The following is a 23,341-nucleotide window of genomic DNA, read 5'->3' as shown; positions in this document are numbered from 1 at the left end:
CCGTGCTCCTCACCATCGACGTCGGCAACACCCACACGGTCCTGGGCCTGTTCGACGGTGACGAGATCGTCGAGCACTGGCGCATCTCGACCGACCCGCGGCGCACGGCCGACGAGATGGCCGTGCTCATGCAGGGCCTGATGGGCATGCACCCGATGCTCGGCAACGAGCTGGGCGACGGCATCCACGGCATCGCGATCTGCTCGACGGTGCCGTCGGTGCTGCACGAGCTGCGCGAGGTCACGCGGCGCTATTACGGGGACGTGCCGGCGGTGCTGGTGGAGCCCGGCATCAAGACGGGCGTGCCGATCCTCATGGACAACCCGAAGGAGGTCGGCGCCGACCGCATCATCAACGCGGTCGCGGCCGTCGAGCTCTTCGGGGGCCCGGCGATCGTGGTCGACTTCGGTACGGCGACGACCTTCGACGCGGTGTCCGCGAAGGGCGAGTACGTGGGCGGGGTGATCTCCCCGGGCATCGAGATCTCGATGGAGGCCCTCGGCGTGCGGGGCGCTCAGCTGCGGAAGATCGAGCTGGCGCGGCCGCGCAACGTGATCGGCAAGTCCACGGTCGAGGCGATGCAGTCGGGCGTGGTGTACGGCTTCGCGGGGCAGGTCGACGGGATCGTGGGCCGGATGGCCAAGGAGCTGGCGGGACCGAACGGCGACCCGGACGACGTCCGCGTCATCGCCACGGGCGGGCTGGCCCCGATCGTGCTCGGCGAGTCCTCGGTGATCGACGACCACGAGCCGTGGCTGACGCTCATGGGGCTGCGGCTGGTCTACGAGCGCAACGCGCCGAACTTCGACTGATCATCTCCGGGGGGCGGCGGGAGCCAGCAGCCGGCGCAGCGCCGCCCACCAGGGGTGCCGGGCCGGCCGGCCGTCCAGGACGGCCCGGAACTGCTCGTAGGACCGGGCGGCGCGCAGGACGGCGACGTCGTCCCGCCCGGGCGGGGGCGGCACGGGGGTCGCGAGCTGGGCCGCGCGGTACGTGTCGACGAGGTACTGCTCGATGGCGGTCATCCCTCCACGGTGCTCCCGTCGCCCGGCCGCCGCACGACGATTGACGGGCAGCGTCAATCGGGGCCAGTGCTGAGCGCCGCTCGTCAGGGCCCGAGGCGCGGCCGAACGCCGAGGGAGGCAAAATCCGGCCTCGCCGGCGTTCGAGGCGCGGGGGTCCGGGGGCGGAGCCCCCTGGCGGCGGCGGGGAGAATGGGGCGATGAGCGTCACCATCGACATCGCCGGCCTCCCCGCGGAGCGGATCTCCTTCGCGCCCTCGCCGCTCGCAGAGCTCTGCATGGCCCTGCACGCGCTCTCCCAGCCCGCCCACCACCCCCGCCTCGCCTCCTGGACCTCCGCCACCGCCGCCGCCCTCGATCCGGGCCTCGCGGACCGGCTGCTGGAGGCCGATTTCATGTGGCGGAGCTCCTTCTCCGACATCTTCATGGCCTTCGCCGCCTCCCCCGCCGGGAGCGGCCGCCCCGCGGGGACCCTGGCCGGGGAACTCGACGTCCTCGACCGGATGGAGGACGAGAAGTTCGTGATGGCCGCGCTGGAGCACTGCTGGCTGGCGCTCTACAACGAGGGTGGCGGTCCCTCCCCGCTCACGGACCCGGCGGCCCGGGCCAGGGCCCTGGAGACGGCCGCCGCCCGCGGCCCGCGCCAGCTGGACTTCTCCGTCCGGCTGCTGGACGACCCCGGCGCCGTCCGGGTGTGGATGCGCCGCCTCCTGGAGGACTGCGACGAGGCCTTCTTCGCCGAGACGTGGAAGCGCATCGAGCCCGGGCAGAGCGCCGACGCCCGGCACAAGACCGAGGTGCTGCGCCGCAAGGGGCTGCCGGCCGCGCTGAAGGAGGTCTCGTCCGCGCTCAGCGTCGACGAGGACCTCACCACCATCACCGCCGACAAGATGGTCAACGGTTCGACGACCGCCACCGACCCCCGCACGGGCACCGGCCTGGTCTTCGTACCGACCAACTTCGGCTGGCCCCACCTGCTCGTGCTGCACGCCCCGGGTTGGCGGCCCGTGGTCCACTACCCGCTCGACACCCCGGAACCGGCCTCCGCGCCCGGCTCGGTGCAGCTGCTCCAGCGGCGTATGGAGGCGCTGGCCCACCCCATGCGGATGAAACTGTGCCGGAGCCTGGCCCGGGCCCCGTACACGACGAGCGAGCTGGCCGCCGTGTACGGGATCACCGCGCCGGAGGTGTCCCGCCATCTGGCCGTCCTGAAGAAGGCCGGTCTGATGCACACGCGACGCCAGGGCCGTTACGTACAGCACCAGTTGGACCTGGCGGCGGTCGCCCGCATCGGCTCCGACTTCATCGAGGGCATCCTGCGCTAGGCGCGCCACCAGCAGCCCCACATCGCCGATATCCGGAATTCGGGTGCCGGAATCAGTTAAAACTCTGGCCAGAGTGGCTCCTTGCTGCTTAACGTGCGTCCACCGCTCCTCCCTGCTCCATTGCCGTGGAAGGAACCTGCATGCCCTCACGCCGTATAGCCGCTGCAACCGCCGCCCTGGCGGCAGCGGCCCTGGTCTCCCCGCTGCTGCTCGCCGGGCCGGCCGGTGCCACCGGGAGCCCGCAGAGCGACGCCGCCCGAGGTGACGCGCTGGCCAGGAAACTGGTCAAGGACGCGACCGGCAAGGGTGCGTACAACCACCTGAAGGTCCTTCAGTCCATCGCGGACTACAACAACGGCACCCGCGTGGCCGGTTCGAAGGGCCACGTGCAGTCCGCCCAGTACGTCGAGGCCGTGATGCGGGCGGCCGGCTACAAGGTCACGAAGAACGAGTTCGACTTCGTGTACGTCGAGACGATCTCCGAGAAGCTCACGGTCAACGGCCCGGCCGGGCGCGACGTGCCGATCCACCTGATGACCTACACGGCGAGCACCCCGCCGGAGGGCGTGACGGCCCAGGTCGCCGTCGCCCCCGTCGACGCGGACGGGACGAACGGCTGTGAGCCCGGTGACTTCGCCGCCGGCGCCTTCACCGGCAAGATCGCCCTGGTCAAGCGCGGCGGCTGCACCTTCGCGGCCAAGCAGGCCAACGCGGCGGCCGCCGGAGCGGTCGGCGCGATCATCTACAACAACACCGCGGGCGCCCTCAACGGCACCCTCGGCGACGCGAACGCGGGCAAGGTCCCCACCGGCGGCATCACCCAGGAGGACGGCGAGAAGCTCGCCGCGCAGGCCGCGGCAGGCCCGGTCGAGGTCACCCTGGACATCCGCCAGCTGCGCGAGAACCGCAAGACCTACAACGTCGTCGCGGAGACCCGAGGGGGCGACGAGGACAACACCGTCTTCCTCGGCGCGCACCTCGACTCGGTGGCGGCGGGCCCGGGCATCAACGACAACGGCTCCGGCTCGGCGGGCATCCTCCAGGTCGCGCAGCGGCTGGCGAGCAGCCAGACGAAGATCAAGAACAAGGTCAAGTTCGCCTGGTGGTCGGCGGAGGAGTACGGCCTGCTCGGCTCCGAGGCGTACGTGGCGGGCCTGAGCGACGCGCAGAAGAAGCAGATCAAGCTCTACCTGAACTTCGACATGATCGCCTCGCCGAACTCCGCGTACTTCGTCTACGACGGCGACGACTCGGACGGCGTCGGCGCGGGCCCCGGCCCGGCGGGCTCCGCCCAGCTGGAGAAGGGGATCAACGACTTCCTCGACTCCAAGAAGATCCCGCACGCGGGCACGGACTTCTCCGGCCGCTCGGACTACGGCCCGTTCATCGAGGTCGGCATCCCGTCCGGCGGTACGTTCACGGGCGCCGAGGGCATCAAGACGCCCGAGGAAGCCGCGAAGTTCGGCGGTCAGGCGGGCGTCGCCTACGACGTGAACTACCACGCCAAGGGTGACGACATCACCAACATCGACCAGAAGGCACTCGACATCAACGTCGACGTCATCGCGGACGCGGTCGGCCACTACGCCTACGACCTGGCCCCGCTGTCGAAGCCGGTCGTCTCGCAGCCGACCCCGGGCGGCGGCAGCGGCGGCGGCCTGCACGAGGGCCACGACGAGGTGACGCAGTAACACGCACTCCCCGGCGGGGCTGGTGGATCCAGCCCCGCCGGCGTTTGAGGCGCGGGGTCCGGGGCGGAGCCCCGGCAGCGGCGCTCAGCCGGTACTCGTCGCCCCCGGCCACGCCGCCATCCCGACCGGCTGGACCAGCCACCCGAAGTCCCCGAGCCCGCCGCGGGCGGTGAGTTCCGCCGCCTCCCCCGCCGAGGCCAGGGCCCGTACGTAGGCCACCGGGTCCGCGGAGGCCAGCGCCAGCGGGGGGCGGGCGCCCGAGACCCCGAGACGGGTCAGCGCCTCGCGCTGCGTCAGCAGTACCGAACCCGGCCCGGCGCAGGAGTCCAGCGCCACGTGAGCGGTGACATCGCAGCTGCCGTCCGGGACCGGCGGCACCTCCCGGCCCCCGCGGAAGCCCGTCAGGGTGCCGTACGGGGGCCGCGCGTCGCGGGTGTGGGCGTAGTCCACCGCCACCGCCAGGCCCCGCTCCAGGCTCGCCACGGCCGCCGCCCAGGCCTCGTCGCGGGCCCGGCCGATCTCGGCGCGGCCGCCGCCCGGCCACCAGCGCTCCAGCCACGCCCGGTCCGGCCCGTCCACCACGCCGCCGGGCGTCTCCGTGCCGTCCGGCGCGACCAGCACGTAGCGCCCGTCCTCGGCGACCTCCAGCGGCACGTTGTCCAGCCACTCGTTGGCGAAGAGCAGCCCCGTCGTCCCTTCCGGCGGGGCGGCGACCCAGCGGATCCGCGGATCGGTCCCTTGCGGCCGCTCCGCCCGCTCCACGGCGTACGGACGCACCCGCGCGGCCACCTCCGCGGGCAGCGCCGCGAGCACCCCGGCCAGCAGTTCCCCGCGTCCGGCCCCGACGTCGACCAGGTCCAACCCTTCCGGGTGCCCGAGCTGCCCGTCCACCCACCGCAGGAGCCGGGCCACGGCGCCCGCGTACAGCCGAGAGGCGTGCACCGAGGTCCGGAAGTGCCCGGCGGGCCCCGGGCCGCCCGGGCGCACGTAGAAGCCGCCGGGACCGTACAGCGCCGCTTCCATCGCCCCGCGCCACCGCACCGGGGTCACCGGAGTCACGCTTTCACCCTGAGCACTCATCGCCCCAAGGCTAAGCTCGGCTCCACCTTGGGGAGTACACCCCCCGTGCGAGGTTCGCACCTCTGGTTGACTCCAGCACCTATCACCGTTCCCTACTCTGGGTTACGTGCAGCGCCTCTACGACTTCCTCCGCAGACACCCGACGGGCGTCGACAGCTTCTGGGCTGTCCTCCTCTTCGGGGTCTCGATGCTGAACGTCGCCGACGAGTCCGCACTCAGCACCCCCCTGAAGCTCGCCGCCGTCCCCGTGGTGCTCGCGCTGAGCACGGCCGTGGCCCTGCGCCGCAGGTGGACGCAGGCGATGTTCTGGCTCACGCTCGGGGCCGGCGTCTTCCAGCTGGGCACGGGGATCGTCGCCGGGGTCTGGGACCTCGCCATGTTCGTGATCCTCTTCACCGTCGCCGCGAGCGAGGTCCCCCGCTGGGTCTCGCGCACCGCGCTGGGCTGGGGCCTGGCCGCCGCACCGCTCTACTTCGTGCGTTTCGGCGTGGACAAGGGCACCAGCACCTTCGACAACGTCCTCTTCACCCTCTTCATGATCATCCCCTTCGTGCTCGCCTGGGTCCTGGGTGATTCCCTGCGCACCCGCCGCGCCTACTACGCCCAGCTCATCGAGCGCAACCAGCGGCTGGAGAACCAGCGCGAGGCCCAGGCCAAGGTGGCCGTGGCCGCCGAGCGGGCCCGGATCGCCCGCGAGCTGCACGACGTCGTCGCGCACAACGTCTCGGTGATGGTCGTCCAGGCGGACGGCGCCGCGTACGTCATGGACGCGGCCCCCGAGCAGGCCAAGGAGGCCCTGCAGACCATCTCCGGCACCGGCCGCCAGGCCCTCGCCGAGATGCGCCGGCTGCTGGGCGTCCTGCGCACCGGCGAACCCCAGGAGTCCGAGGACTACGTACCGCAGCCGGACGTCGAGCAGATCGAGGTCCTGGTCGAGCAGGTACGGGCGGCGGGGCTCGCGGTGGACTTCGAGGTCGAGGGCGCCCCGCGGCGGCTGCCCAGCGGCGTGGAGCTGACGGCGTACCGGATCGTGCAGGAGGCCCTGACGAACACGCGCAAGCACGGCGGCCCCGACGCGCGGGCCAGCGTGCGGCTGGTCTACTTCGACGACGGCCTCGGCCTGCTCGTCGAGGACGACGGGCGGGGCGCGGCGCACGAACTGTACGAGGACGGCGGCGCCGACGGCGCCGGGCACGGGCTGATCGGCATGCGCGAGCGGATCGGCATGGTCGGCGGAACCCTCGACACCGGTCCCCGGCCGGGCGGCGGCTTCCGGATCAGCGCGCTGCTTCCGTTGAAGAAGAGTTGACGAAGACGAAGACGAACGCGAACACGAACGCGAACACGAAGACCAAGAAGACGAGGTCGAGGTAACGCATGTCCATCAGGGTGATGCTGGTCGACGATCAGGTGCTGCTGCGCACCGGCTTCCGGATGGTGCTCGCCGCCCAGCCGGACATGGAGGTCGTCGCCGAGGCCGGCGACGGCCTGGAAGCGCTGGAGGTGCTGCGGGCCACCAAGGTGGACGTGGTGCTGATGGACGTGCGCATGCCGAAGCTGGACGGGGTCGAGGCCACGCGGCGGATCTGTGAGCCCGAGGAGCACCCGAAGGTCATCATCCTGACCACCTTCGACCTGGACGAGTACGCCTTCTCCGGGCTGAAGGCGGGCGCGAGCGGGTTCATGCTGAAGGACGTGCCGCCGGCCGAGCTGCTCGCGGCGATCCGCTCGGTGCACAGCGGCGACGCGGTCGTGGCGCCCTCGACCACGCGCCGGCTGCTGGACCGGTTCGCCCCGATGCTGCCGACGACCACGCAGGAGCCGCAGAACAAGGAGATCGAGCGGCTCACGGACCGCGAGCGCGAGGTCATGCTGCTGGTGGCCCAGGGGCTGTCGAACGGGGAGATCGCGGCCCGGCTGGTGCTCTCCGAGGCGACGGTGAAGACGCACGTCGGCCGCATCCTGACGAAGCTGAACCTGCGCGACCGCGTGCAGGTGGTGGTCCTGGCGTACGAGACGGGCCTGGTCCGGGCCGGCGGCGGGGCGGGGTAGGGCCGCTTCAGGTCATCCAGCGGTCCGGGCGGGCCGTGGCCCGCGAGGTGCGGGAGCGGGCCGCCTGGGCGTGCAGGAGCGCCGCGGCCTCGGGCGCAGCCCGCAGCCGGGCCGTGACCGTGCCGTTGGCGCCGGTGTCCACGTGGACGTCGGCCAGGCCGCGGGCGCGCTCCCAGGGGCCCTGGGTGAGGCGGACGCTCTGCACCTTGGCGTGGGGGACGATCTCCGTACGGCGGCACAGCCGGCCGTGCCGGGCGGCGAACACGTCCGGGGAGACGGCCAGGCCGTAGCCCTTCCACCACACCGGGACCACCCACCGCGAACCGGCGCCCGGGGAGCCGGAGAAGGACAGCGCCGCCAGGTCCACCCCCGGCAGGACCCGGCCGATCACGCCGTACGCGGCGGCCCGCGAGGCCACCGGCACCAGCACCTCGTTCTTCGAGCCCGCCACGGCCAGCTCGACGCGGACCCAGCCGCGCCGCCGCCACAGCAGCGGCTCCACGATCCGTACGGTCTGCACGCGCCCCGGCGGCACGGTCTCGTGGGCCCGGTCCAGCAGCCCGTGGTCCAGGCGCAGCCCGTCGGGGGATTCGGCGACCGTCCAGTCGTACTCGGCGAGGAAGCGGCCGGCGCTGCCCGCCCACACGCCGCCGAGCATCGGGAGCAGGGTGGCGAGCGCCGCCCACGGGTTGGAGCTGACCCACCAGACCACCACCGGCGCGGTGAGCCCGCCGGCCACGGCCGCCAGGACTCCGAGGTTCAGCAGCAGGGAGACGGCGAGGTCACGCGGGCCGACGCGGAGCAGTTCGCGTTCGGGGGCCTCCCCCAGGCGCACCGCCTCCGCGGGCGCGAAGCCGGCGGCCCGGGCGAGGAGCTCGGCGCGCAGGGCCACCGCCTCCTGCTCGGAGAGGTAGGCGAGCTGGTCCTTCTCCTCGGTGCCGATGACGTCGAGGCGCAGGCTGGCGACACCGGTCAGCCGGGCCAGCAGCGGGCGGGTGACGTCGACCGCCTGGATCCGGTCGAGGCGGATGTGGGCGGTGCGCCGGAAGAGCAGACCGGTGCGGATGCGCAGCTCGGTGTCGGTGACGGCGTAGTGGGTGAACCACCAGCTCAGGAACCCGTACAGGCCGAACACCAGCACCAGCCCCGCGAGCGCGGCCACCCGCAGCAGGGCGGACAGGGAACCGATCCACTCCCCGGCGCGGTCCCCCTGCTGCGCGACCACGCCGACGGTGGCGGCGATCGGCACCCAGGCCCGGCGCAGCGGCGTGAAGGGATGCAGCCGCCGCTCGCCCGCGGGCGCGCCCGGGTCGGGACCGGCGGCGGCCGGGCCGGGGGTCACAGGCCCGCCGACCTTGCCTCGCCCAGCGCGGTGAGGCGGTCGCGCAGGCGCTCCGCCTCGGCCGGTGCCAGGCCCGGGATCTTCGCGTCCGTCGCCGCCGCGGCCGTGTGCAGCTGTACGGAGGCCAGCCCGAAGCGCCGCTCGAGCGGCCCCGAGGTCACCTCGACCAGCTGCATCCGCCCGTAGGGGACCACCGTCTCCTCCCGCCACAGCACGCCCCGGCTGATCAGCAGGTCGTCGGCGCGCTCGGCGTACCGCCAGGACCGCCAGTTCCGGCCGAGCAGTACCCAGCCCCAGGCCAGCGCGCCGAGCCAGAGCAGCCCGAGGGCCGCCCACGGCGGGCCCGCGAACACGCCCAGCACGACCCCGGTCACCACCGTGAAGAGGCCCAGCCAGCCCACCAGGAGCAGCCGCCGCAGCGTGAGCAGCCCGCCCGGCAGGCCCACCCAGGCGGGTCCGCCCGTCTCACCCGTCGTCCCCGTTTCCATCCCTCCACCCTAGGGTGGCGGCTTGCCGGTCAGGCCGGGCTCGGCCCGATCGACGAGCCACTGCCTCCTGCTGAGACAATGCCCGCATGACGGAGACCACGGTCGGCATCGGCGGCGCGGCGGAGAGCACCGACATGGTGCTCAACATCGGCCCCCAGCACCCTTCCACGCACGGCGTGCTGCGCCTGCGCCTCGTCCTGGACGGCGAGCGGATCGCCAGCGCCGAGCCGGTGGTCGGCTATATGCACCGGGGCGCCGAGAAACTCTTCGAGGCCCGCGACTACCGGCAGATCGTGATGCTCGCGAACCGCCACGACTGGCTGTCCGCGTTCTCCAACGAGCTCGGCGTGGTCATGGCCGTCGAGCGGATGCTCGGCATGGAGGTCCCCGAGCGGGCCGTGTGGATGCGGACCCTGCTGGCGGAGCTGAACCGGGTGCTGAACCACCTGATGTTCCTCGGGTCGTACCCGCTGGAGCTGGGCGGGATCACCCCGATCTTCCACGCGTTCCGCGAGCGCGAGGAGCTCCAGGCCGTCATGGAGGAGATCTCCGGCGGCCGCATGCACTACATGTTCAACCGCGTCGGCGGCCTCAAGGAGGACCTCCCGGCGGGCTGGCTGGGCCGCGCCCGCGCCGCGATCGCCGACGTGAACACCCGCATGGACGTCTACGACAAGCTCGTCCACGGCAACGAGATCTTCCGCGGCCGCACCCGCGGCGTCGGCGTCCTGTCCCCCGAGGCGGTGCACGCGTACGGGGTCTCGGGGCCCATCGCCCGCGCCTCCGGCGTCGACTTCGACCTGCGGCGCGACGAGCCCTACCTGGCGTACGGCGAGCTCCAGGACGTCCTCAAGGTGGTCACCCGCACCGAGGGCGACTGCCTGGCCCGCTTCGAGGTGCTGCTGGAGCAGACGCACAACGCGCTCGACCTCGCCGTGGCCTGCCTGGACCGCCTGGCCGAGCTGCCGCCCGGCCCGATCAACCAGCGCCTGCCCAAGGTCCTGAAGGCCCCCGAGGGGCACACGTACGCGTGGACCGAGAACCCCCTCGGCATCAACGGCTACTACCTCGTCTCCAAGGGCGAGAAGACCCCGTACCGGCTGAAGCTGCGCAGCGCCTCGTACAACAACATCCAGGCCCTCGCCGTGCTCCTGCCGGGGCAGCTGGTCGCGGACATGGTGTCGATCCTCGGCTCCCTCTTCTTCGTGGTCGGCGACATCGACAAGTAGCCGCGCACCGGCGCCCGGCTCGGGAGGGCTGATGCCGGTGCGGCGCGATTCCCCCTGCGTCGGCAACCTCAGGAAATGACCTGACACGGCACCAGATCGATGGAGAGTACAGGGATGTGACGCTTAGTGTGATCGCATGACTTCTGGCATATTCGACGCCTATCTGCGACGGCTGGGCGTCCCCCGCCCCTCCGCGCCCTCCGCCGAAGGGCTGTTCGCGCTCCAGCGGGCCCATCTGGAGCGCGTCCCCTACGAGAACATCGACATCCAGCTCGGCCGGCCGCCCGGCATCGACCCCGAGCTCTCCGCCCGGCGTTTCGCCGCCGGGCACGGCGGCTACTGCTTCCATCTCAACGGGGCCTTCGCCGCCCTCCTCGCCCACCTCGGCTACGACGTCTCCCTCCACGTGGGCGCCGTGTACGAGGACGCCGGGGTGCGGGACGTCAACGGCAACCACCTCGCGCTGACCGTCCGCGTCGACGGCGGCGAGTACCTCGTCGACGTGGGTCTCGGCGACGGCCCGCACGCACCGCTGCCGCTGCGGGAAGGCGCCTACGAGCAGGGCGGCTTCTCCTACGCGCTGGAACCGCTGGCGGCCGGGTCGGTGACGGGCTGGACGTACCGCAATCCGTTCGGCCCCTTCCCGGTGATGAACTTCCTGTCCGCGCCGGCCACCATGGCCGACTTCGACGCGGAACACCTGCGGCTGTCCACCGCCGAGGACTCGCCGTTCGTGCGCACGCTGGCCCTGCTGCGCCGGGACGCCGAGTCCATCGACCTGCTGCGCGGGCGGGTCCTGACGCGCATCGACCCGGCGAAGGGGCCGAGCGAGCGGGAGCTGACCACCCCGGAGGAGTTCTACGAGGCCATCGCCACGGTCTTCGGGCGCGAACTGGGCGACCTGACCCCGGCGGAGCGGGACGCGCTGTGGACCCAGGTGGACCGGGCCCACGAGGAGTGGCTGGCCTCCCGGGAGGACTGAAGGCCCCGCCGCCCGGGTCGGTCGCCACTGCTCCGGGCGGTTGGCTAATTCTGCGTCAGCAGCTGGACCAGGCGGGGGGTGCCGTCCGCGCCGAAGCCGGCGTCGACGGCGCGCCGGTACAGCTCGGCGTGCGCGGCCAGGATGCCCGTGTCCACGCCGGAGTCGGCGGCGGTGTGCAGGACGTGCTCGACGCTCGCCGCGCACATGGCGAGGCGGGCGTCGGCGCCGCCGTGGTCTCCCGCGTCGATCGCGGGCGTCGTGTGGGTGTAGAAACCGCGCATGCTGTCGGCCGTGTAGCCGGCGTACGGGAGGACGTCGGCCGCCGTCAGGCCGTTGGCGCGGGCGACGGCGAGCGCCTGGTACCAGCCGGTGTAGGCGGTCCAGAACATGATCATGTTGAGCTGGTAGTAGAGCTGGGCGTAGCCGGGGTCGGCGCCCCGGTAGTCGGTGGCGGCCAGCACGTCGAGCGCGGCGCGGTGCTCCTCGTAGACCTCCTGAGGGCCGCTGACGAAGATCGAGGAGCCCTCCTGGCCGATGCCCGAGGGCGGGACGTTGACGCCGCCGGTGAGATAGGCGGCCCCGCGGGCGCCGGCCCAGCGGGCGGCCTTGCGGGCCTTGTCCGGCACGTCCGAGGACAGGTTCACCAGGACCCGGCCCTCGAGGGCGGTGTCGCCGAGTGCGCTGTACATGGCGTCCACGTCGATGAGGCTGAGGACGGTGAGGTCGCTCGCGGCGACGGCTTCGGTGATGCCGGCGGCGCGGTGCGCACCGCGTGCCACGAGGTCGCCGTCCTTGCCGGCGCTGCGGTTCCAGACGGTGACCCGGTGGCCGGCGTCGAGGTAGGCGGCGGCCATGGCCCGGCCCATGGGGCCGAGGCCGACGATCGTGATCGAAGCCTGGTTCATGACGGAGTTCTCCCCACGACGAAGTTCTAGAACGAACGCTCTATCCAGCGCTCAGCGGCGACCGTAGCATGATCTAGAACGAACGCTCTATCCAGAACTCCGGGTAGGATCCACCCCATGGCATCAGCAGCGACGACGAAGGCGGCACCGGAGGCGAAGACCGCGCCGGGCACGCGGGAGCGGCTGGTCCGCACCGCCTCCCGCCTCATGCAGCACGGCGGTTACGAGAACACCCCGGTCAAACAGCTCGTCCGCGAGGCCGAGGCCACCCTGGGCTCGCTGTACCACTTCTTCCCCGGCGGCAAGCAGGAGCTCGCGGTGGCCGCGATCCACTTCGGGGACGAGGAGTTCGCGGAAGCGCTCCGCGCCGGCCTGTCCTCGCACGAGGACCCGGCCCGGGCCGTCGAGGCCGTGGCCGCGCTCCTCGCGGACGCCCTGGCGGCCTCGGACTGGCGGGACGGCTGCCCGGTGACGGCGACCGCCCTCGAAACGGTGGGCCGCCTCCCGGAACTCCAGGCGGCCTGCGCCCAGGCCTTCGCCAACTGGCAGCACCTGGTGGCCGCGAAGCTCCTCGCCTCGGGCCACCCGGAACCGGATGCCCGCGACCTGGCGGTGACGGTCATCGCCACGCTGGAGGGCGCGGAGATGACCTCACAGGTCACCCGCAGCCGCACCCCGCTCCTGCTGGCGGGCCGCCACCTGGCCCGCCTGGTGGCCTCGTACGCCAACCAGGGGGGTCGTGCGGATCAGGCCTAGGAGATGGCGGTGCGGAGCCGGGCCACGTCGATCGGCTCGGTCTCGTCGTGGGCCGTCAGGTCGATGACCTGGCCGACCGCGCGCATCTCGGGGGTGGCCGGCTTGGTCTGCGCGGACTCCGCCTTGTGGAGCGCGAGGGCCTCGGCACCGACCACATCGGCGAGGTCCTCGTTCTGGACCGACTCGATCGCCGCACGCGCCTGCGCCGTGCTCTTGGTACCGAAGAAGTCGAAGCCGCCCTCGACCCGCGACGCGGTGCGCTGCTGCGCCGCGTACGGCGCCACGGCGGCCGCCGGACGCCGGGCCGGGACCCCGCCGGGCGGACGCCCGTGACCGCCGTCGCCCCCGGAAGGCGCGGTCGGGGAAGCGGGCGCGGCGGGCAGCGCCCGCGCCTCCCGCTGCGGCTGCGCCGGCAGCTGTGCCTGTGCCTGCGCCTGTCCCTGCGCCCTGCGGGCCGCCAGCGCCTCCAGGGCCGCATGGGCCCGGGCGTAGCCGACCGCGGTGGGCGCGCCCGCCGAGGTGCGCTCCTCGGTGACCGGCGGAAGCTCCTTCGGCGCGGCGGGGGCCGCGGCGGCCTCGATGGCCAGCAGCCGGCGGCCCTCCAGTGCGCTGGCGCGCTCGGTCTCGGCGGTCGCGTACCGCCGCAGCAGCGACGCGTGCTCGCCGCGCAGTCCGGCCAGTTCGACCCGCTTGGCGCGCAGCTTGCCGTCCAGCCTGGCGCGCAGCAGGCGCGCCTCTTCGAGGTCGGATTCGAGCTCGGCTATCCGCTCTTCCGTCCTCCACTCGTCCTTGACCCGCTCGCGCGCGAGTTCGGCGACGCGCCGGCCCGCCGAACGGTCCCAGGCGCGCATCACGACGGCGCCGGCCACCCCGGCGCCCGCCGTGAGGGCCACGAGCAGCCGTAGCGCCACGGGTTCCGCGAGCAGCCAGGCCGCTCCGGCGCCGGCGATGGACACACCGGCCACGCTCGTCGGCGTGAGCAGCCGGTGCAGGGGTTCGGGATTGCGGTGGCGTCCACGGGGCATGGCCTGAAATTTACAGGGCGTGGACCCCGTGTGGGGTACCCGCCCGGCAAATCTCTTCCGGACGGTTACCCCACATTTCTCCACCAACCGCGTCACTGCTACTTCTTCAACAGCCCCTTGGATTCCAGGTAGGCCTTCGCGACGTCCGCCGGCTTGGCGCGCTCCGCGTCGACCTTGCGGTTCAGGTCGACGAGGTCGGCCGTCGTGAGCGTCTTCGTCAGCTTGCCGAGGGCCTCGGCGACCTCCGGGGCGCCGGCGTCCTTGGCGTTGACCACGGGAAGCACGTTGTCGGCGTTCTGGAGCTTCTTGTCGTCCTCCAGCAGGACCAGGCCGTAGGTGTCCAGCGTGGCGTCCGTGGTCGTGGTCAGCACCAGCTGGGCGGTGCCGTCCTTGACCGCCTGCTTGGCCTGCGGGGTGCCGACGCCCTTCGGGTCAATACCGGAAACCTGGATTCCGTACGTCTTCGTCAACCCGGGTGCGCAGAAGGGGCGGACCGCGCATTCGTCGCCCGCCGCGATCTTCACCTTCAGACCCGACTTTCCAAGATCGGAAAGGGACTTGAGATTGTTCTTCTGGGCGAATTCCTTCGTCACCGCGAAGGCGTTCTGGTCGACGGCCTCTCCCGGCGCCAGCGCCTTGAGGCCGAGCGGGGCCGCGAGCTTCTCCAGGCCGGCCACCGTCGCCGCGACGTCGCTCGACGCGACCGGCTTGTCCTCCGGCGCCTTCGGACCGTTCACCTTGGCGTTGAGGAACTCCGCGAGCGTGGCCGCGTACTCCGGGGCGACGTCGATCTCGCCCTTCTCCAGCGAGGGCTCGTACAGCTCCCGGTTGTTGACCGTCTTGATCGACGTGCTGTAGCCGGCGTCCTTGAGGAGCTGCGCGTACAGCTCGGCCAGGACGTTGGACTCGGTGAACCCGGCCGCGCCGATCACCAGGCTGCCCTTGGCACCGCCCGAGGCGGCGGCGGAGGACGAACCGCCGTCCTTGCTCTTCTCCAGGCTGTCGCCGCCGCACGCGGCTAGCGACACCGTCAGGGCCAGGGTGCCCAGGGACGCGCCGAGGACGCGCGTGGTCTTGGTCATGGAGGTACTCCGTTCGAGGCGAGGAAGAAGCGGGGAGGAAAAGAGGGCGGGGGCGGCGCCGATCAGCGGTGGGCCGCGGCCCGCGGCAGCAGCCGGTCCGCGGCCACCAGGGCCCCCTCCACCAGCAGGGCCAGCGCCGCCACCAGCAGGGCGCCCGCGACGACCTGCGCGGTGTTGTACGTGTTGAAGCCGGCGGTGATGATCCGGCCGAGGCCGCCCTGCCCGACCATCGCCGCGATCGTGGCGGTGGCGATGACCTGCACCGCGCCCGAACGCAGACCGGTCATCACCAGCCCGCGCGCCAAGGGCAGTTCGACGCGGAAGAAGAGCTGGCTGCCGGACATCCCCATGCCGCGGGCCGCCTCCACCACCGAGCGGTCCACCTCGCGCATGCCCACGTACGCGTTGGTCAGCAGCGGGGGGACGGCGAACAGCACCAGCGCGGCGACGGTGGGCAGATAGCCCGCGTTGCGCAGCGGGGAGACCATGAACAGCGCGAGCACGGCGAAGACCGGCACGGCGCGGCCGATGTTGGAGATGTTCACGGCGAGGGCGCCGCCCTTGCCGAGGTGGCCGAGGTACAGGCCGACGGGCAGGGCCACCGCGCAGGCGATCGCGAGGGCGACCGCGCTGACGTAGACGTGCTCGCCGAGCCGGTGCCAGACACCGCTCTCCCCCGCCCAGTTGGCGCCGTTCGCCAGCCAGTCCCAGGCTCCTCCGAGAACGCCCATGGCCTCAGACCGCCTTTCCCGTGGCCGGCGCAGCGATCGGATCCGGCACCGGCGCCGACCGGACCGCCGGCCGTCCGGAGGCCCGGGTCCACGGCGTCAGCAGCCGCTGCAGGCCGAGCAGCAGCAGGTCGGCCACGAGCGCGAGCAGGACGCACAGCACCGAGGCGGTGAGCACCTGGGCCTTGAAGGAGCTGGTCACGGCCGGGGCGATGAGGTTGCCGAGGCCGCCCTTGCCGACGATGGAGCCGACGGTGGTCAGCGCGACGGTCGACACGGTGGCGATCCGGACCCCGGCCAGCAGCGCGGGCAGCGCCAGCGGCAGTTCGACCTGCCAGAGCAGCCGGCCGGGCCCGTAGCCCATGCCGCGCGCGGCCTCCCGTACGTCCTCGGGAACGGCTTCCAGACCGGCGATCACATTGCGGACCAGGATGGTCAGCGAATAGAGCACCAGTCCGGTCACCACCAGCGCCGCCGAGAGCCCGAAGAGCGGCAGCAGCAGCGAGAACATGGCGAGCGAGGGGATCGTGTAGAGCAGGGTGGTGAAGGCGAGCACGGGCGCCGCCCAGCGCCGGCCGCGGCGGGCCAGCAGGGCGAGCGGCAGGGACACGACGAGGCCGATGAGGACGGACGCGGCGGTGATCCAGACGTGTTCGACGGTGGCGTCGGTGAGCTCCTGGGAGCGCGAGGTGACGTACTCCCAGCAGATCCAGTCGTTCGCCACCAGGCAGCTGCCCCGGCCGGCCATGCACCTCACCCCCCGTCACCGAACGTACGTGTCAAGACGTCCCGTCGACCTTAACCCCCACCGCCGTCAATGGCCGGAACCCTTCACAGTCGCGCAACACACACCTGACGAAGTCTTCGCCGAAACGGGCGCACCGGTAGGGAAGGATGGAGAGGTGATCCGATTCGAGCATGTGTCCAAGCGCTACCCCGACGGGACGACGGCCGTCGAGGACCTGTCCTTCGAGGTGGCCGAGGGTGAGCTGGTCACGCTCGTGGGCCCCTCGGGCTGCGGCAAGACGACCACGATGAAGATGGTCAACCGGCTGATCGAGCCGACCTCCGGCCGCATCCTGCTCGCCGGCGAGGACATCGCGGCCGCCGATCCGGTCGAGCTGCGCCGCCGGATCGGCTACGTCATCCAGCAGGTCGGGCTCTTCCCCCACAAGACGGTGCTGGAAAACACGGCGACCGTGCCGCAGCTGCTCGGCACCCCGAAGGCCAAGGCCCGCGCACGGGCGGCCGAACTGCTCGAACTGGTGGGCCTGGATCCGGCCGTGTACGGCGGCCGGTACCCGGAGCAGCTGTCGGGCGGGCAGCGCCAGCGCGTCGGCGTGGCCCGCGCGCTCGCCGCCGATCCGCCGGTGCTGCTGATGGACGAGCCGTTCGGCGCGGTGGACCCCGTGGTGCGCGAGCGCCTGCAGAACGAGTTCCTGACGCTCCAGAAGACGGTGCGCAAGACGATCCTGCTGGTCACGCACGACCTGGAGGAGGCGATCCGGCTCGGCGACCGCATCGCCGTCTACGGCGCGGGCACCATCGAGCAGTTCGCGAGCCCGGCCGCGGTCCTCGGGGCGCCCGCCACCGAGTACGTGGCCTCCTTCGTCGGCGCCGACCGGGGCCTCAAGCGGCTCGCGGTCACTGCGGTGGAGGCGGCCGACCTGGCCCCGGCCGACGACCGGTCCCCCGCCCCGGCGGCCGCGGTGGAACTGGGTGCGACGCTGCGGGAGGCCCTCTCCGCGCTGCTCCAGGAGGACTCCGGACGGATCGGGGTCACGGACCCCGGCTCCGGCGAGCTGATCGGCGTACTGACCCCGCAGGCCGTCCACCGGGCCCTGCGCCGCGCCCAGTTGCAGGAGGCGTAGCGGAAAGGCCGGAAACGTGCGGAAGGGCCCGACCGGAGTCGGGCCCTTCCGCCGCTGCGCGCACGGCTCACGCCTGGATGCGGCCGCTCATCCACACCAGCATCGGCGGGATCTCGCGGCGCCACGTGTTGAAGTTGTGGCCGCCGCTGTCGAGGATGATCGAGGAGACCCGGTCCGGGCTCTTGACCAGCTTGACGAACTTCTTGGTGTCGCCGAGGTTCGGCTCGCCCTTCTCGCTGCTGGTGACGAGGAAGGACGTACCGGACGGCTTCTTGTGCTCGATGCTGTGCAGGACGTTCGCACGCTTCTTCAGCTTGTCGTCCCCGTGGAACAGGTCACCGGTCGTCGGGTCGTCCGGGGCCTCGTAGTACGCGGACAGACCCGCGGCGGCGCCGAAGGTCTGGGGGTAGTGCGCGGCGATCTTCAGGGCGCAGTAGCCGCCCGTGGAGTTGCCGATGAAGCCCATGTTCTGCGGCTTCTTGCCGACCCGGAACGTGTCGGTGATGGCCTGCGGGAGGTCCTGGCCGAAGAAGGTCTCGGTCTGCGGTCCGCCGGGTATATCCACGCACTCGGTGTCACGCGGGGGCGCGACGGTCGGCCGCAGCATGACCAGGATCATCGGCTTCATCTTGCCCGCTTTGGACAGGCTGAAGGCCTTCATGGGATAGTCGAGCCCTTTGATCAGGTTCTCGGCGGTGCCCGGGTACCCCGTCAGGACGATGGACGCCGGAAAGTTCTGGTCCTTGTGCTGCGGCTGGAAGTACTCCGGGGGGAGCCACACGTAGCCGGGGCTCGTTATCTTCGACTTCTGGCCGGTTATGGCAACCTTCAGGATCTGACCGCCGACCTGCGGCTTGCCTCCGCCGGGGACGTCCAGTTGCTGCTTGTCGAGGACCTTGATGTCCTTGCTGTTCATCGAGTGGTCGACGACCTTGCCGATGGACGTCTCCTGGCCGAACAGGTCGGCCCAGGACCCGTAGAAGAGGAACGACTTGTTAGCCGCGAGACCGACGGCCGAGAACAGCGCCAGCTGGGTCGCCAGCAGGAGGCCGATCCGGCCGGCCAGCGCCCGCCACGTGCGGCCGGCGAGCTTCGGCCAGAACCAGATCGTTGCCGCGAAGAGCAGCACACCGGCGATGATGGCCAGCGCCAGGACCGTATTACTGGTGAGACCCATGAGGTGTCAGTCGACTTTCTGATGGCAGGACTAGTTTTTTTCCGACGGAAGAGTGAACCCGCTCCTCCTCGATGTCGTCCTAAGGGACGCACCAACACACCGGAGGCTGTCGCGGCCTTCGGCCACATGATCTCTCGCGGAGCAACGGGAAGCGATGTCTAGCAGGATAGATGGCGATAAGTCCGGACAGGTTCCGAAGCGGGTCCGCCGAATCCTCCGCGGACCACGACCGGAGTCCGTGCCCGGCCTCGTAGGTTCGGCCGTCACGCTCGTCGGCCTTCTGGACATCGCGGCCGGGGTGTTCCCCCGGTTCCGGCACAGCCGGATCCACGCGGTCACCGAGGTGCTGCCCGGCTCCGTCGGTCCCTTCGCAGCCGCCCTCGCCATCAGCTCGGGCGTCCTGCTCCTGCTCCTGGCACACGGCCTCAAGCGGCACAAGCGGCGGGCCTGGCGGGCCGCCGTCATCCTGCTGCCCGCGGGAGCCGTCGCCCAGTTCGCGTACCGGCACTCCGTCATCGGCGTCGTCATCGCGGCGGTCCTCTTCGCCCTGCTGCTGCGCCACCAGGGTGAATTCAAGGCGCTGCCCGACCCGCGCAGCCGCTGGAAGGCCCTCGCGAACTTCGTCCTGATGAGCGCCGGCTCCATCGGCCTGGGCCTGGTCATCGTCAACGTCCACCCCGGCAAGGTGGTCGGCAACCCCGGTCTCTACGAACAGCTCAAGCACGTGGTCTACGGCCTCTTCGGCTTCGAAGGCCCCGTCGACTACGCCGGCCGGGTGTCCTGGACCGTCGGCTACTCCCTCGGCGCCCTCGGCATGCTGACCGCCCTCACCACGATCTACCTCGCCTTCCGCCCCGAGCACCCGGCCGCCCGGCTCACCGCCGACGACGAGGCCAAGCTGCGCGAGCTGCTCGCCAAGCACGGCGGCCGCGACTCGCTGGGCCACTTCGCGCTCCGCCGCGACAAGGCCGTCGTCTTCTCCCCCAGCGGCAAAGCCGCCGTCACCTACCGCGTCGTCTCCGGCGTCATGCTCGCCTCCGGCGACCCCGTCGGCGACGTCGAGGCCTGGCCCGGCGCCATCGAGCGGTTCATGGAGGAGGCCAAGGCCCACTCCTGGACCCCGGCCGTCATGGGCTGCAGCGAGACCGGCGGCGAGGTCTGGACCCGCGAGACCGGCCTCGACGCGCTGGAACTGGGTGACGAGGCAATTGTCGATGTCAAAGACTTCTCCCTCTCGGGCCGCGCCATGCGCAATGTCCGCCAGATGGTGAAGCGCATCGAACGCAACGGCTACACCACCAAGGTCCGCCGCGTGAGCGAACTCACCGAGCAGGAACTGGAGCAGGTCCGCGGCGCCGCAGAGGCCTGGCGCGGCACCGACACCGAGCGCGGCTTCTCCATGGCCCTGGGCCGGGTCGGCGACCCGGACGACGGCGACTGCTTCATCGCCACCGCCCACCGGGTGGAAGAGGGCGACACCAGCCCCTTCGGCGACCTGAAGGCCGTCCTCCACTTCGTTCCCTGGGGCACCGACGGCATGTCGCTGGAGCTCATGCGCCGCGACCGCGCCGCCGACCCCGGCATGAACGAGCTGCTGATCGTCGCCTCCCTCGAGGCCGCCCCCGCCCTGAAGATCGAAAAGGTCTCGCTGAACTTCGCGATGTTCCGCTCGGCCCTCGCCCGCGGCGAGAAGATCGGCGCCGGCCCGGTGCTGCGGATGTGGCGCGGACTGCTCGTCTTCCTGTCGCGCTGGTTCCAGATCGAGTCGCTGTACAAGTTCAACGCGAAGTTCCGCCCCCGCTGGGAGCCCCGCTTCGTGGTCTTCCGCACCACCCGCGACCTGCCCCGCATCGGCTTCGCCGCGATGCAGGCCGAGGGCTTCGTCACGCTCGCCCTGCCCCGGCTCTTCGCCAGCCGCCGCCGGCCCAAGCCGGTCCGCACCTGCGCCCACACCGACACCCACACCACCGCCAAGGTCCCGGCCCAGGCGGAGCGCGAGGTCCAGGCCGCGTAGCCCCGTCACCCGGCCGCACCGTCACCCGTACGGCCATGCGCTCACCAGGGCCCCGGCAGCCGACAGGCGCCGGGGCCCTGCCGTATCCAGCGCAGCCCTACCCTTTACCCATGAACACGAACCGCGGAGCCACCGGCAGGGGCCGGGTCGCAGGTCTGCCCGAGTGGGACCGCTGCGCGGTCATGGGCGTCGTCAACGTCACCCCCGACTCCTTCTCCGACGGCGGCCGCTGGTTCGACACCACCGCCGCCGTCAAGCGCGGCCTCGACCTCGTCGCCCAGGGCGCCGACCTCGTCGACGTCGGCGGCGAGTCCACCCGCCCGGGCGCCCCCCGCGTCGACGAGGAGGAGGAACTGCGCCGGGTCGTCCCCGTGGTCCGCGGCCTGGCCTCCGAGGGCGTCACCGTCTCCGTCGACACCATGCGCGCGACCGTCGCCGCCCGGGCCGTCGCCGCCGGCGCCGCCCTGGTCAACGACGTCAGCGGCGGACTCGCCGACCCCCGCATGATCCCGGCCGTCGCCGCCGCCGAGGTCCCCTTCGTGGTCATGCACTGGCGCGGCTTCAGCGACACCATGAACCGCCTCGCCGTCTACGAGGACGTGCTCGGCGAGGTCACCACCGAACTCCGGGCCCGCATCGACGCCGTCGTCGCCGGCGGGATCGCCCCCGAGCGGATCGTCGTCGACCCCGGCCTCGGCTTCGCGAAGAACGCCGAACACGACCTGGCCCTCGTGGCCCACCTGCCCCGGCTGCGCGCGCTCGGCTTCCCGCTGCTCGTCGCCGCGTCCCGCAAGCGCTTCCTCGGCCGCGTCCTGGCCGGCGCCGACGACGCCGCCCCACCGCCCGCCCGCGAACGCGACGCCGCCACCGCCGCCGTCTCCGCCATCGCCGCCCACCAGGGCGCCTGGGCCGTACGGGTCCACGAGGTACGGGCGACCGCGGACGCGGTTCGGGTGGCCCGCGCCGTGGAAGGAGCGCTGTGACCCCCGCCCCCCGAGAAGGAGCCACGTGAGCAGAACCGACATCGAAGCGGTCGAAGAGGTCAACACGGCCTTCTACGAGGCCATGGAGCGGGGGGACTTCGACACGCTGTCGGCGCTCTGGCTCGATGACGAGATCTCCTGCGTCCACCCCGGCTGGCCCGTGCTCTCCGGCCGCGGCGAGGTGCTGCGCTCCTACGCCCTGATCATGTCCCACACCGACTACATCCAGTTCTTCCTCACCGACACCAAGGTCGCCGTCATAGGTGACACCGCACTGGTGACGTGCACCGAGAACATCCTCAGCGGCGGACCCGCCGAGGACGGCGGAGAGCTCGGCCCACTGGTCGGCCAGCTGGTCGTCGCGACGAATGTGTTCCGACGCACATCCGAGGGCTGGCGACTGTGGTCCCACCACGGTTCTCCCGTCCTGACGGAGTCCGATGAGGACGAGGAGGAGGACTCCTCGTGACCCCTCCGGCAGGGTCACCGATATTTCGCAGGTAAATTCGAAGATGGACGACGCCGACCGCACTCGGCGTAGGCCCATGGTTTCGGGTAGTCCCGGACCGGAAGAACCTACGAAAGCAGGAGTGATTCGCGTGGATCGTGTCGCACTGCGCGGCCTCAAGGCTCGCGGGCACCACGGCGTCTTCCCCAGGGAGCGCGAGGAAGGCCAGACCTTCATCGTCGACCTCGTGCTGCACCTCGACACCCGCCCCGCGGCGGCCGGAGACGACCTGGCGAAGACCGTGCACTACGGCGTCGTCGCCGAGGAGGTCGTCGACGTGGTCCAGGGAGAGCCGGTCGACCTGATCGAGACCCTCGCCGAGCGGATCGCCCAGCAGTGCCTCAAGCACGAAGCGGTGGCACAGGTGGAGGTCGTCGTCCACAAGCCGGACGCACCGATCACCGTCCCCTTCGACGACGTGACCATCACGATCACCCGGAGCCGCGCATGAACAACGGACTGAACGCCCAGAGCGACCCCACCGTCCAGCCCGTACCCGCCTCGGTCGTCGAAACCGTCGACGCCGCGGACGTCACCCTCTCCAACCCCAAATGGGCCGTCATCGCACTCGGCGCGAACCTCGGCAACCGGCTGGAGACCCTCCAGGGCGCCATCGACGCCCTCGGCGACACCCCCGGCCTGCGGGTCAAGGCCGTCTCCCGCGTCTACGAGACCGAGCCGTGGGGAGTCGACCCCGGCTCACAGCCCGCGTACTTCAACGCGGTCATCTCCGTGAAGACCACCCTGCCCCCGTCCTCGCTCCTGGAACGCGGCCACGCCATCGAAGAGGCCTTCGACCGCGTCCGCGAAGAGCGCTGGGGCCCGCGCACCATCGACGTCGACATCGTCTCGTACGCCGACGTGGTCTCCGACGACCCCGTCCTCACCCTCCCCCACCCGCGCGCCCACCAGCGCGCCTTCGTGCTGGCCCCCTGGCACGACATCGACCCGGAGGCCCAGCTCCCGGGCCACGGCGCCGTCGCCGCCCTGCTGGCCGGAATCGGCCTGACCGGAGTCACGCCGCGCCCGGACCTGGAACTCCGCCTCCCCGAGTAGTCGTTACCCTGTGGACTGCCTGACG

At 71.8% G+C, this 23,341-nt stretch carries 24 protein-coding genes; 14 read left to right on the top strand and 10 right to left on the bottom strand.

Translation table 11 applies throughout. From position 1 onward, the window contains the following. The first annotated feature begins 2 nt into the window (after positions 1–2). Complete coding sequence (locus ACIP5M_RS04600) at positions 3–812, top strand: type III pantothenate kinase (RefSeq protein WP_401191739.1); 810 nt, start codon at positions 3–5, stop codon at positions 810–812. Here the strand turns inward: ACIP5M_RS04600 and ACIP5M_RS04595 are convergent, their stop codons facing one another. Beyond that, positions 813–1,025, bottom strand: a complete 213-nt coding sequence (locus ACIP5M_RS04595) for a hypothetical protein (protein ID WP_401191736.1) — start codon at positions 1,023–1,025, stop codon at positions 813–815. A 197-nt stretch (positions 1,026–1,222) separates the two neighbouring features. On the opposite strand from ACIP5M_RS04595, the gene ACIP5M_RS04590 reads away from it, so the two are divergent. After that, the gene (locus ACIP5M_RS04590) at positions 1,223–2,347 is read left to right on the top strand and encodes a DUF5937 family protein (RefSeq protein WP_401191733.1); all 1,125 of its coding nucleotides are present in this window, start codon (positions 1,223–1,225) and stop codon (positions 2,345–2,347) included. A 140-nt stretch (positions 2,348–2,487) separates the two neighbouring features. Then, a complete protein-coding gene (locus tag ACIP5M_RS04585) occupies positions 2,488–4,038 on the top strand; it encodes a M20/M25/M40 family metallo-hydrolase (protein ID WP_401191731.1) in 1,551 nt (516 codons plus the stop codon). Positions 4,039–4,122: 84 nt separating this feature from the next. On the opposite strand, the gene ACIP5M_RS04580 is transcribed toward ACIP5M_RS04585, so the two are convergent. Next, positions 4,123–5,118, bottom strand: coding sequence for an SAM-dependent methyltransferase (locus ACIP5M_RS04580; RefSeq protein WP_401191728.1), 996 nt, complete (start codon positions 5,116–5,118; stop codon positions 4,123–4,125). 106 nt (positions 5,119–5,224) lie between these two features. Between ACIP5M_RS04580 and ACIP5M_RS04575 the strand changes: the two genes are divergently transcribed. Beyond that, on the top strand, positions 5,225–6,427 hold the full coding sequence (locus ACIP5M_RS04575) for a sensor histidine kinase (protein ID WP_401191725.1): 1,203 nt from the start codon (positions 5,225–5,227) through the stop codon (positions 6,425–6,427). Positions 6,428–6,495: 68 nt separating this feature from the next. Continuing rightward, complete coding sequence (locus ACIP5M_RS04570) at positions 6,496–7,170, top strand: response regulator (protein ID WP_401191722.1); 675 nt, start codon at positions 6,496–6,498, stop codon at positions 7,168–7,170. Between the two features lie 7 nt (positions 7,171–7,177). Here ACIP5M_RS04570 and ACIP5M_RS04565 read toward each other — a convergent pair whose 3' ends face one another. After that, positions 7,178–8,512: a PH domain-containing protein gene (locus tag ACIP5M_RS04565; protein ID WP_401191720.1), complete on the bottom strand. Its 1,335-nt coding sequence runs from the start codon at positions 8,510–8,512 to the stop codon at positions 7,178–7,180. After that, positions 8,509–9,000, bottom strand: coding sequence for a PH domain-containing protein (locus tag ACIP5M_RS04560; protein WP_401191718.1), 492 nt, complete (start codon positions 8,998–9,000; stop codon positions 8,509–8,511). The genes ACIP5M_RS04565 and ACIP5M_RS04560 overlap by 4 nt, the downstream gene beginning before the upstream one ends. Positions 9,001–9,086: 86 nt before the next feature. On the opposite strand from ACIP5M_RS04560, the gene ACIP5M_RS04555 reads away from it, so the two are divergent. Both ACIP5M_RS04555 and ACIP5M_RS04550 read left to right on the top strand, forming a co-directional pair. Next, on the top strand, positions 9,087–10,229 hold the full coding sequence (locus ACIP5M_RS04555; protein ID WP_401191716.1) for an NADH-quinone oxidoreductase subunit D: 1,143 nt from the start codon (positions 9,087–9,089) through the stop codon (positions 10,227–10,229). Between the two features lie 136 nt (positions 10,230–10,365). Next, a complete protein-coding gene (locus ACIP5M_RS04550; protein WP_401191713.1) occupies positions 10,366–11,211 on the top strand; it encodes an arylamine N-acetyltransferase in 846 nt (281 codons plus the stop codon). Positions 11,212–11,255: 44 nt separating this feature from the next. Here ACIP5M_RS04550 and ACIP5M_RS04545 read toward each other — a convergent pair whose 3' ends face one another. After that, entirely contained in the window at positions 11,256–12,116 is an 861-nt protein-coding gene (locus ACIP5M_RS04545) for an NAD(P)-dependent oxidoreductase (RefSeq protein WP_401191711.1), read from the bottom strand. Between the two features lie 117 nt (positions 12,117–12,233). Between ACIP5M_RS04545 and ACIP5M_RS04540 the strand changes: the two genes are divergently transcribed. Then, the gene (locus ACIP5M_RS04540; RefSeq protein ID WP_401191708.1) at positions 12,234–12,872 is read left to right on the top strand and encodes a TetR/AcrR family transcriptional regulator; all 639 of its coding nucleotides are present in this window, start codon (positions 12,234–12,236) and stop codon (positions 12,870–12,872) included. Here ACIP5M_RS04540 and ACIP5M_RS04535 read toward each other — a convergent pair. The 4 genes from ACIP5M_RS04535 to ACIP5M_RS04520 all read right to left on the bottom strand — a co-directional run bounded on the left by ACIP5M_RS04535 (position 12,869) and on the right by ACIP5M_RS04520 (position 16,455). Then, positions 12,869–13,897, bottom strand: a complete 1,029-nt coding sequence (locus ACIP5M_RS04535) for a hypothetical protein (protein ID WP_401191705.1) — start codon at positions 13,895–13,897, stop codon at positions 12,869–12,871. The two genes, ACIP5M_RS04540 and ACIP5M_RS04535, sit on opposite strands and share 4 nt — an antisense overlap. Positions 13,898–13,995: 98 nt before the next feature. Further along, on the bottom strand, positions 13,996–14,979 hold the full coding sequence (locus tag ACIP5M_RS04530; RefSeq protein WP_401191702.1) for an ABC transporter substrate-binding protein: 984 nt from the start codon (positions 14,977–14,979) through the stop codon (positions 13,996–13,998). A 62-nt stretch (positions 14,980–15,041) separates the two neighbouring features. Beyond that, positions 15,042–15,710: an ABC transporter permease gene (locus ACIP5M_RS04525; protein WP_401191700.1), complete on the bottom strand. Its 669-nt coding sequence runs from the start codon at positions 15,708–15,710 to the stop codon at positions 15,042–15,044. Positions 15,711–15,714: 4 nt separating this feature from the next. Then, positions 15,715–16,455, bottom strand: coding sequence for an ABC transporter permease (locus tag ACIP5M_RS04520; protein ID WP_401191696.1), 741 nt, complete (start codon positions 16,453–16,455; stop codon positions 15,715–15,717). 154 nt (positions 16,456–16,609) lie between these two features. Here ACIP5M_RS04520 and ACIP5M_RS04515 point away from each other — a divergent pair, with 154 nt between their 5' ends. After that, entirely contained in the window at positions 16,610–17,578 is a 969-nt protein-coding gene (locus ACIP5M_RS04515) for an ABC transporter ATP-binding protein (protein ID WP_401191694.1), read from the top strand. 67 nt (positions 17,579–17,645) lie between these two features. Here the strand turns inward: ACIP5M_RS04515 and ACIP5M_RS04510 are convergent, their stop codons facing one another. After that, positions 17,646–18,755 (bottom strand): alpha/beta hydrolase, encoded by a 1,110-nt coding sequence (locus ACIP5M_RS04510; RefSeq protein ID WP_401191692.1) that lies wholly within the window; start codon positions 18,753–18,755, stop codon positions 17,646–17,648. 154 nt (positions 18,756–18,909) lie between these two features. Between ACIP5M_RS04510 and ACIP5M_RS04505 the strand changes: the two genes are divergently transcribed. From ACIP5M_RS04505 to folK, 5 genes are all read left to right on the top strand, one after another. Next, positions 18,910–20,769, top strand: a complete 1,860-nt coding sequence (locus ACIP5M_RS04505; RefSeq protein WP_401191689.1) for a phosphatidylglycerol lysyltransferase domain-containing protein — start codon at positions 18,910–18,912, stop codon at positions 20,767–20,769. Between the two features lie 110 nt (positions 20,770–20,879). After that, positions 20,880–21,752: a dihydropteroate synthase gene (gene folP, locus ACIP5M_RS04500; RefSeq protein ID WP_401191686.1), complete on the top strand. Its 873-nt coding sequence runs from the start codon at positions 20,880–20,882 to the stop codon at positions 21,750–21,752. 25 nt (positions 21,753–21,777) lie between these two features. Further along, on the top strand, positions 21,778–22,221 hold the full coding sequence (locus ACIP5M_RS04495) for a nuclear transport factor 2 family protein (RefSeq protein WP_401191684.1): 444 nt from the start codon (positions 21,778–21,780) through the stop codon (positions 22,219–22,221). A 130-nt stretch (positions 22,222–22,351) separates the two neighbouring features. Continuing rightward, positions 22,352–22,711: a dihydroneopterin aldolase gene (gene folB / locus ACIP5M_RS04490; RefSeq protein WP_030010912.1), complete on the top strand. Its 360-nt coding sequence runs from the start codon at positions 22,352–22,354 to the stop codon at positions 22,709–22,711. Then, positions 22,708–23,316 carry a 2-amino-4-hydroxy-6-hydroxymethyldihydropteridine diphosphokinase gene (folK, locus tag ACIP5M_RS04485; protein ID WP_401191683.1) on the top strand — a complete coding sequence of 203 codons (609 nt, stop codon included), beginning with the start codon at positions 22,708–22,710 and terminating at the stop codon, positions 23,314–23,316. The genes folB and folK overlap by 4 nt, the downstream gene beginning before the upstream one ends. Positions 23,317–23,341: the final 25 nt, after the last annotated feature.

Source organism: Streptomyces sp. NPDC088762 (assembly GCF_044750905.1).
Classification (GTDB): domain Bacteria; phylum Actinomycetota; class Actinomycetes; order Streptomycetales; family Streptomycetaceae; genus Streptomyces.
The sequence above is the reverse complement of the archived record's forward strand: the minus strand, read 5'-3'. Positions and strand labels throughout refer to the sequence as shown.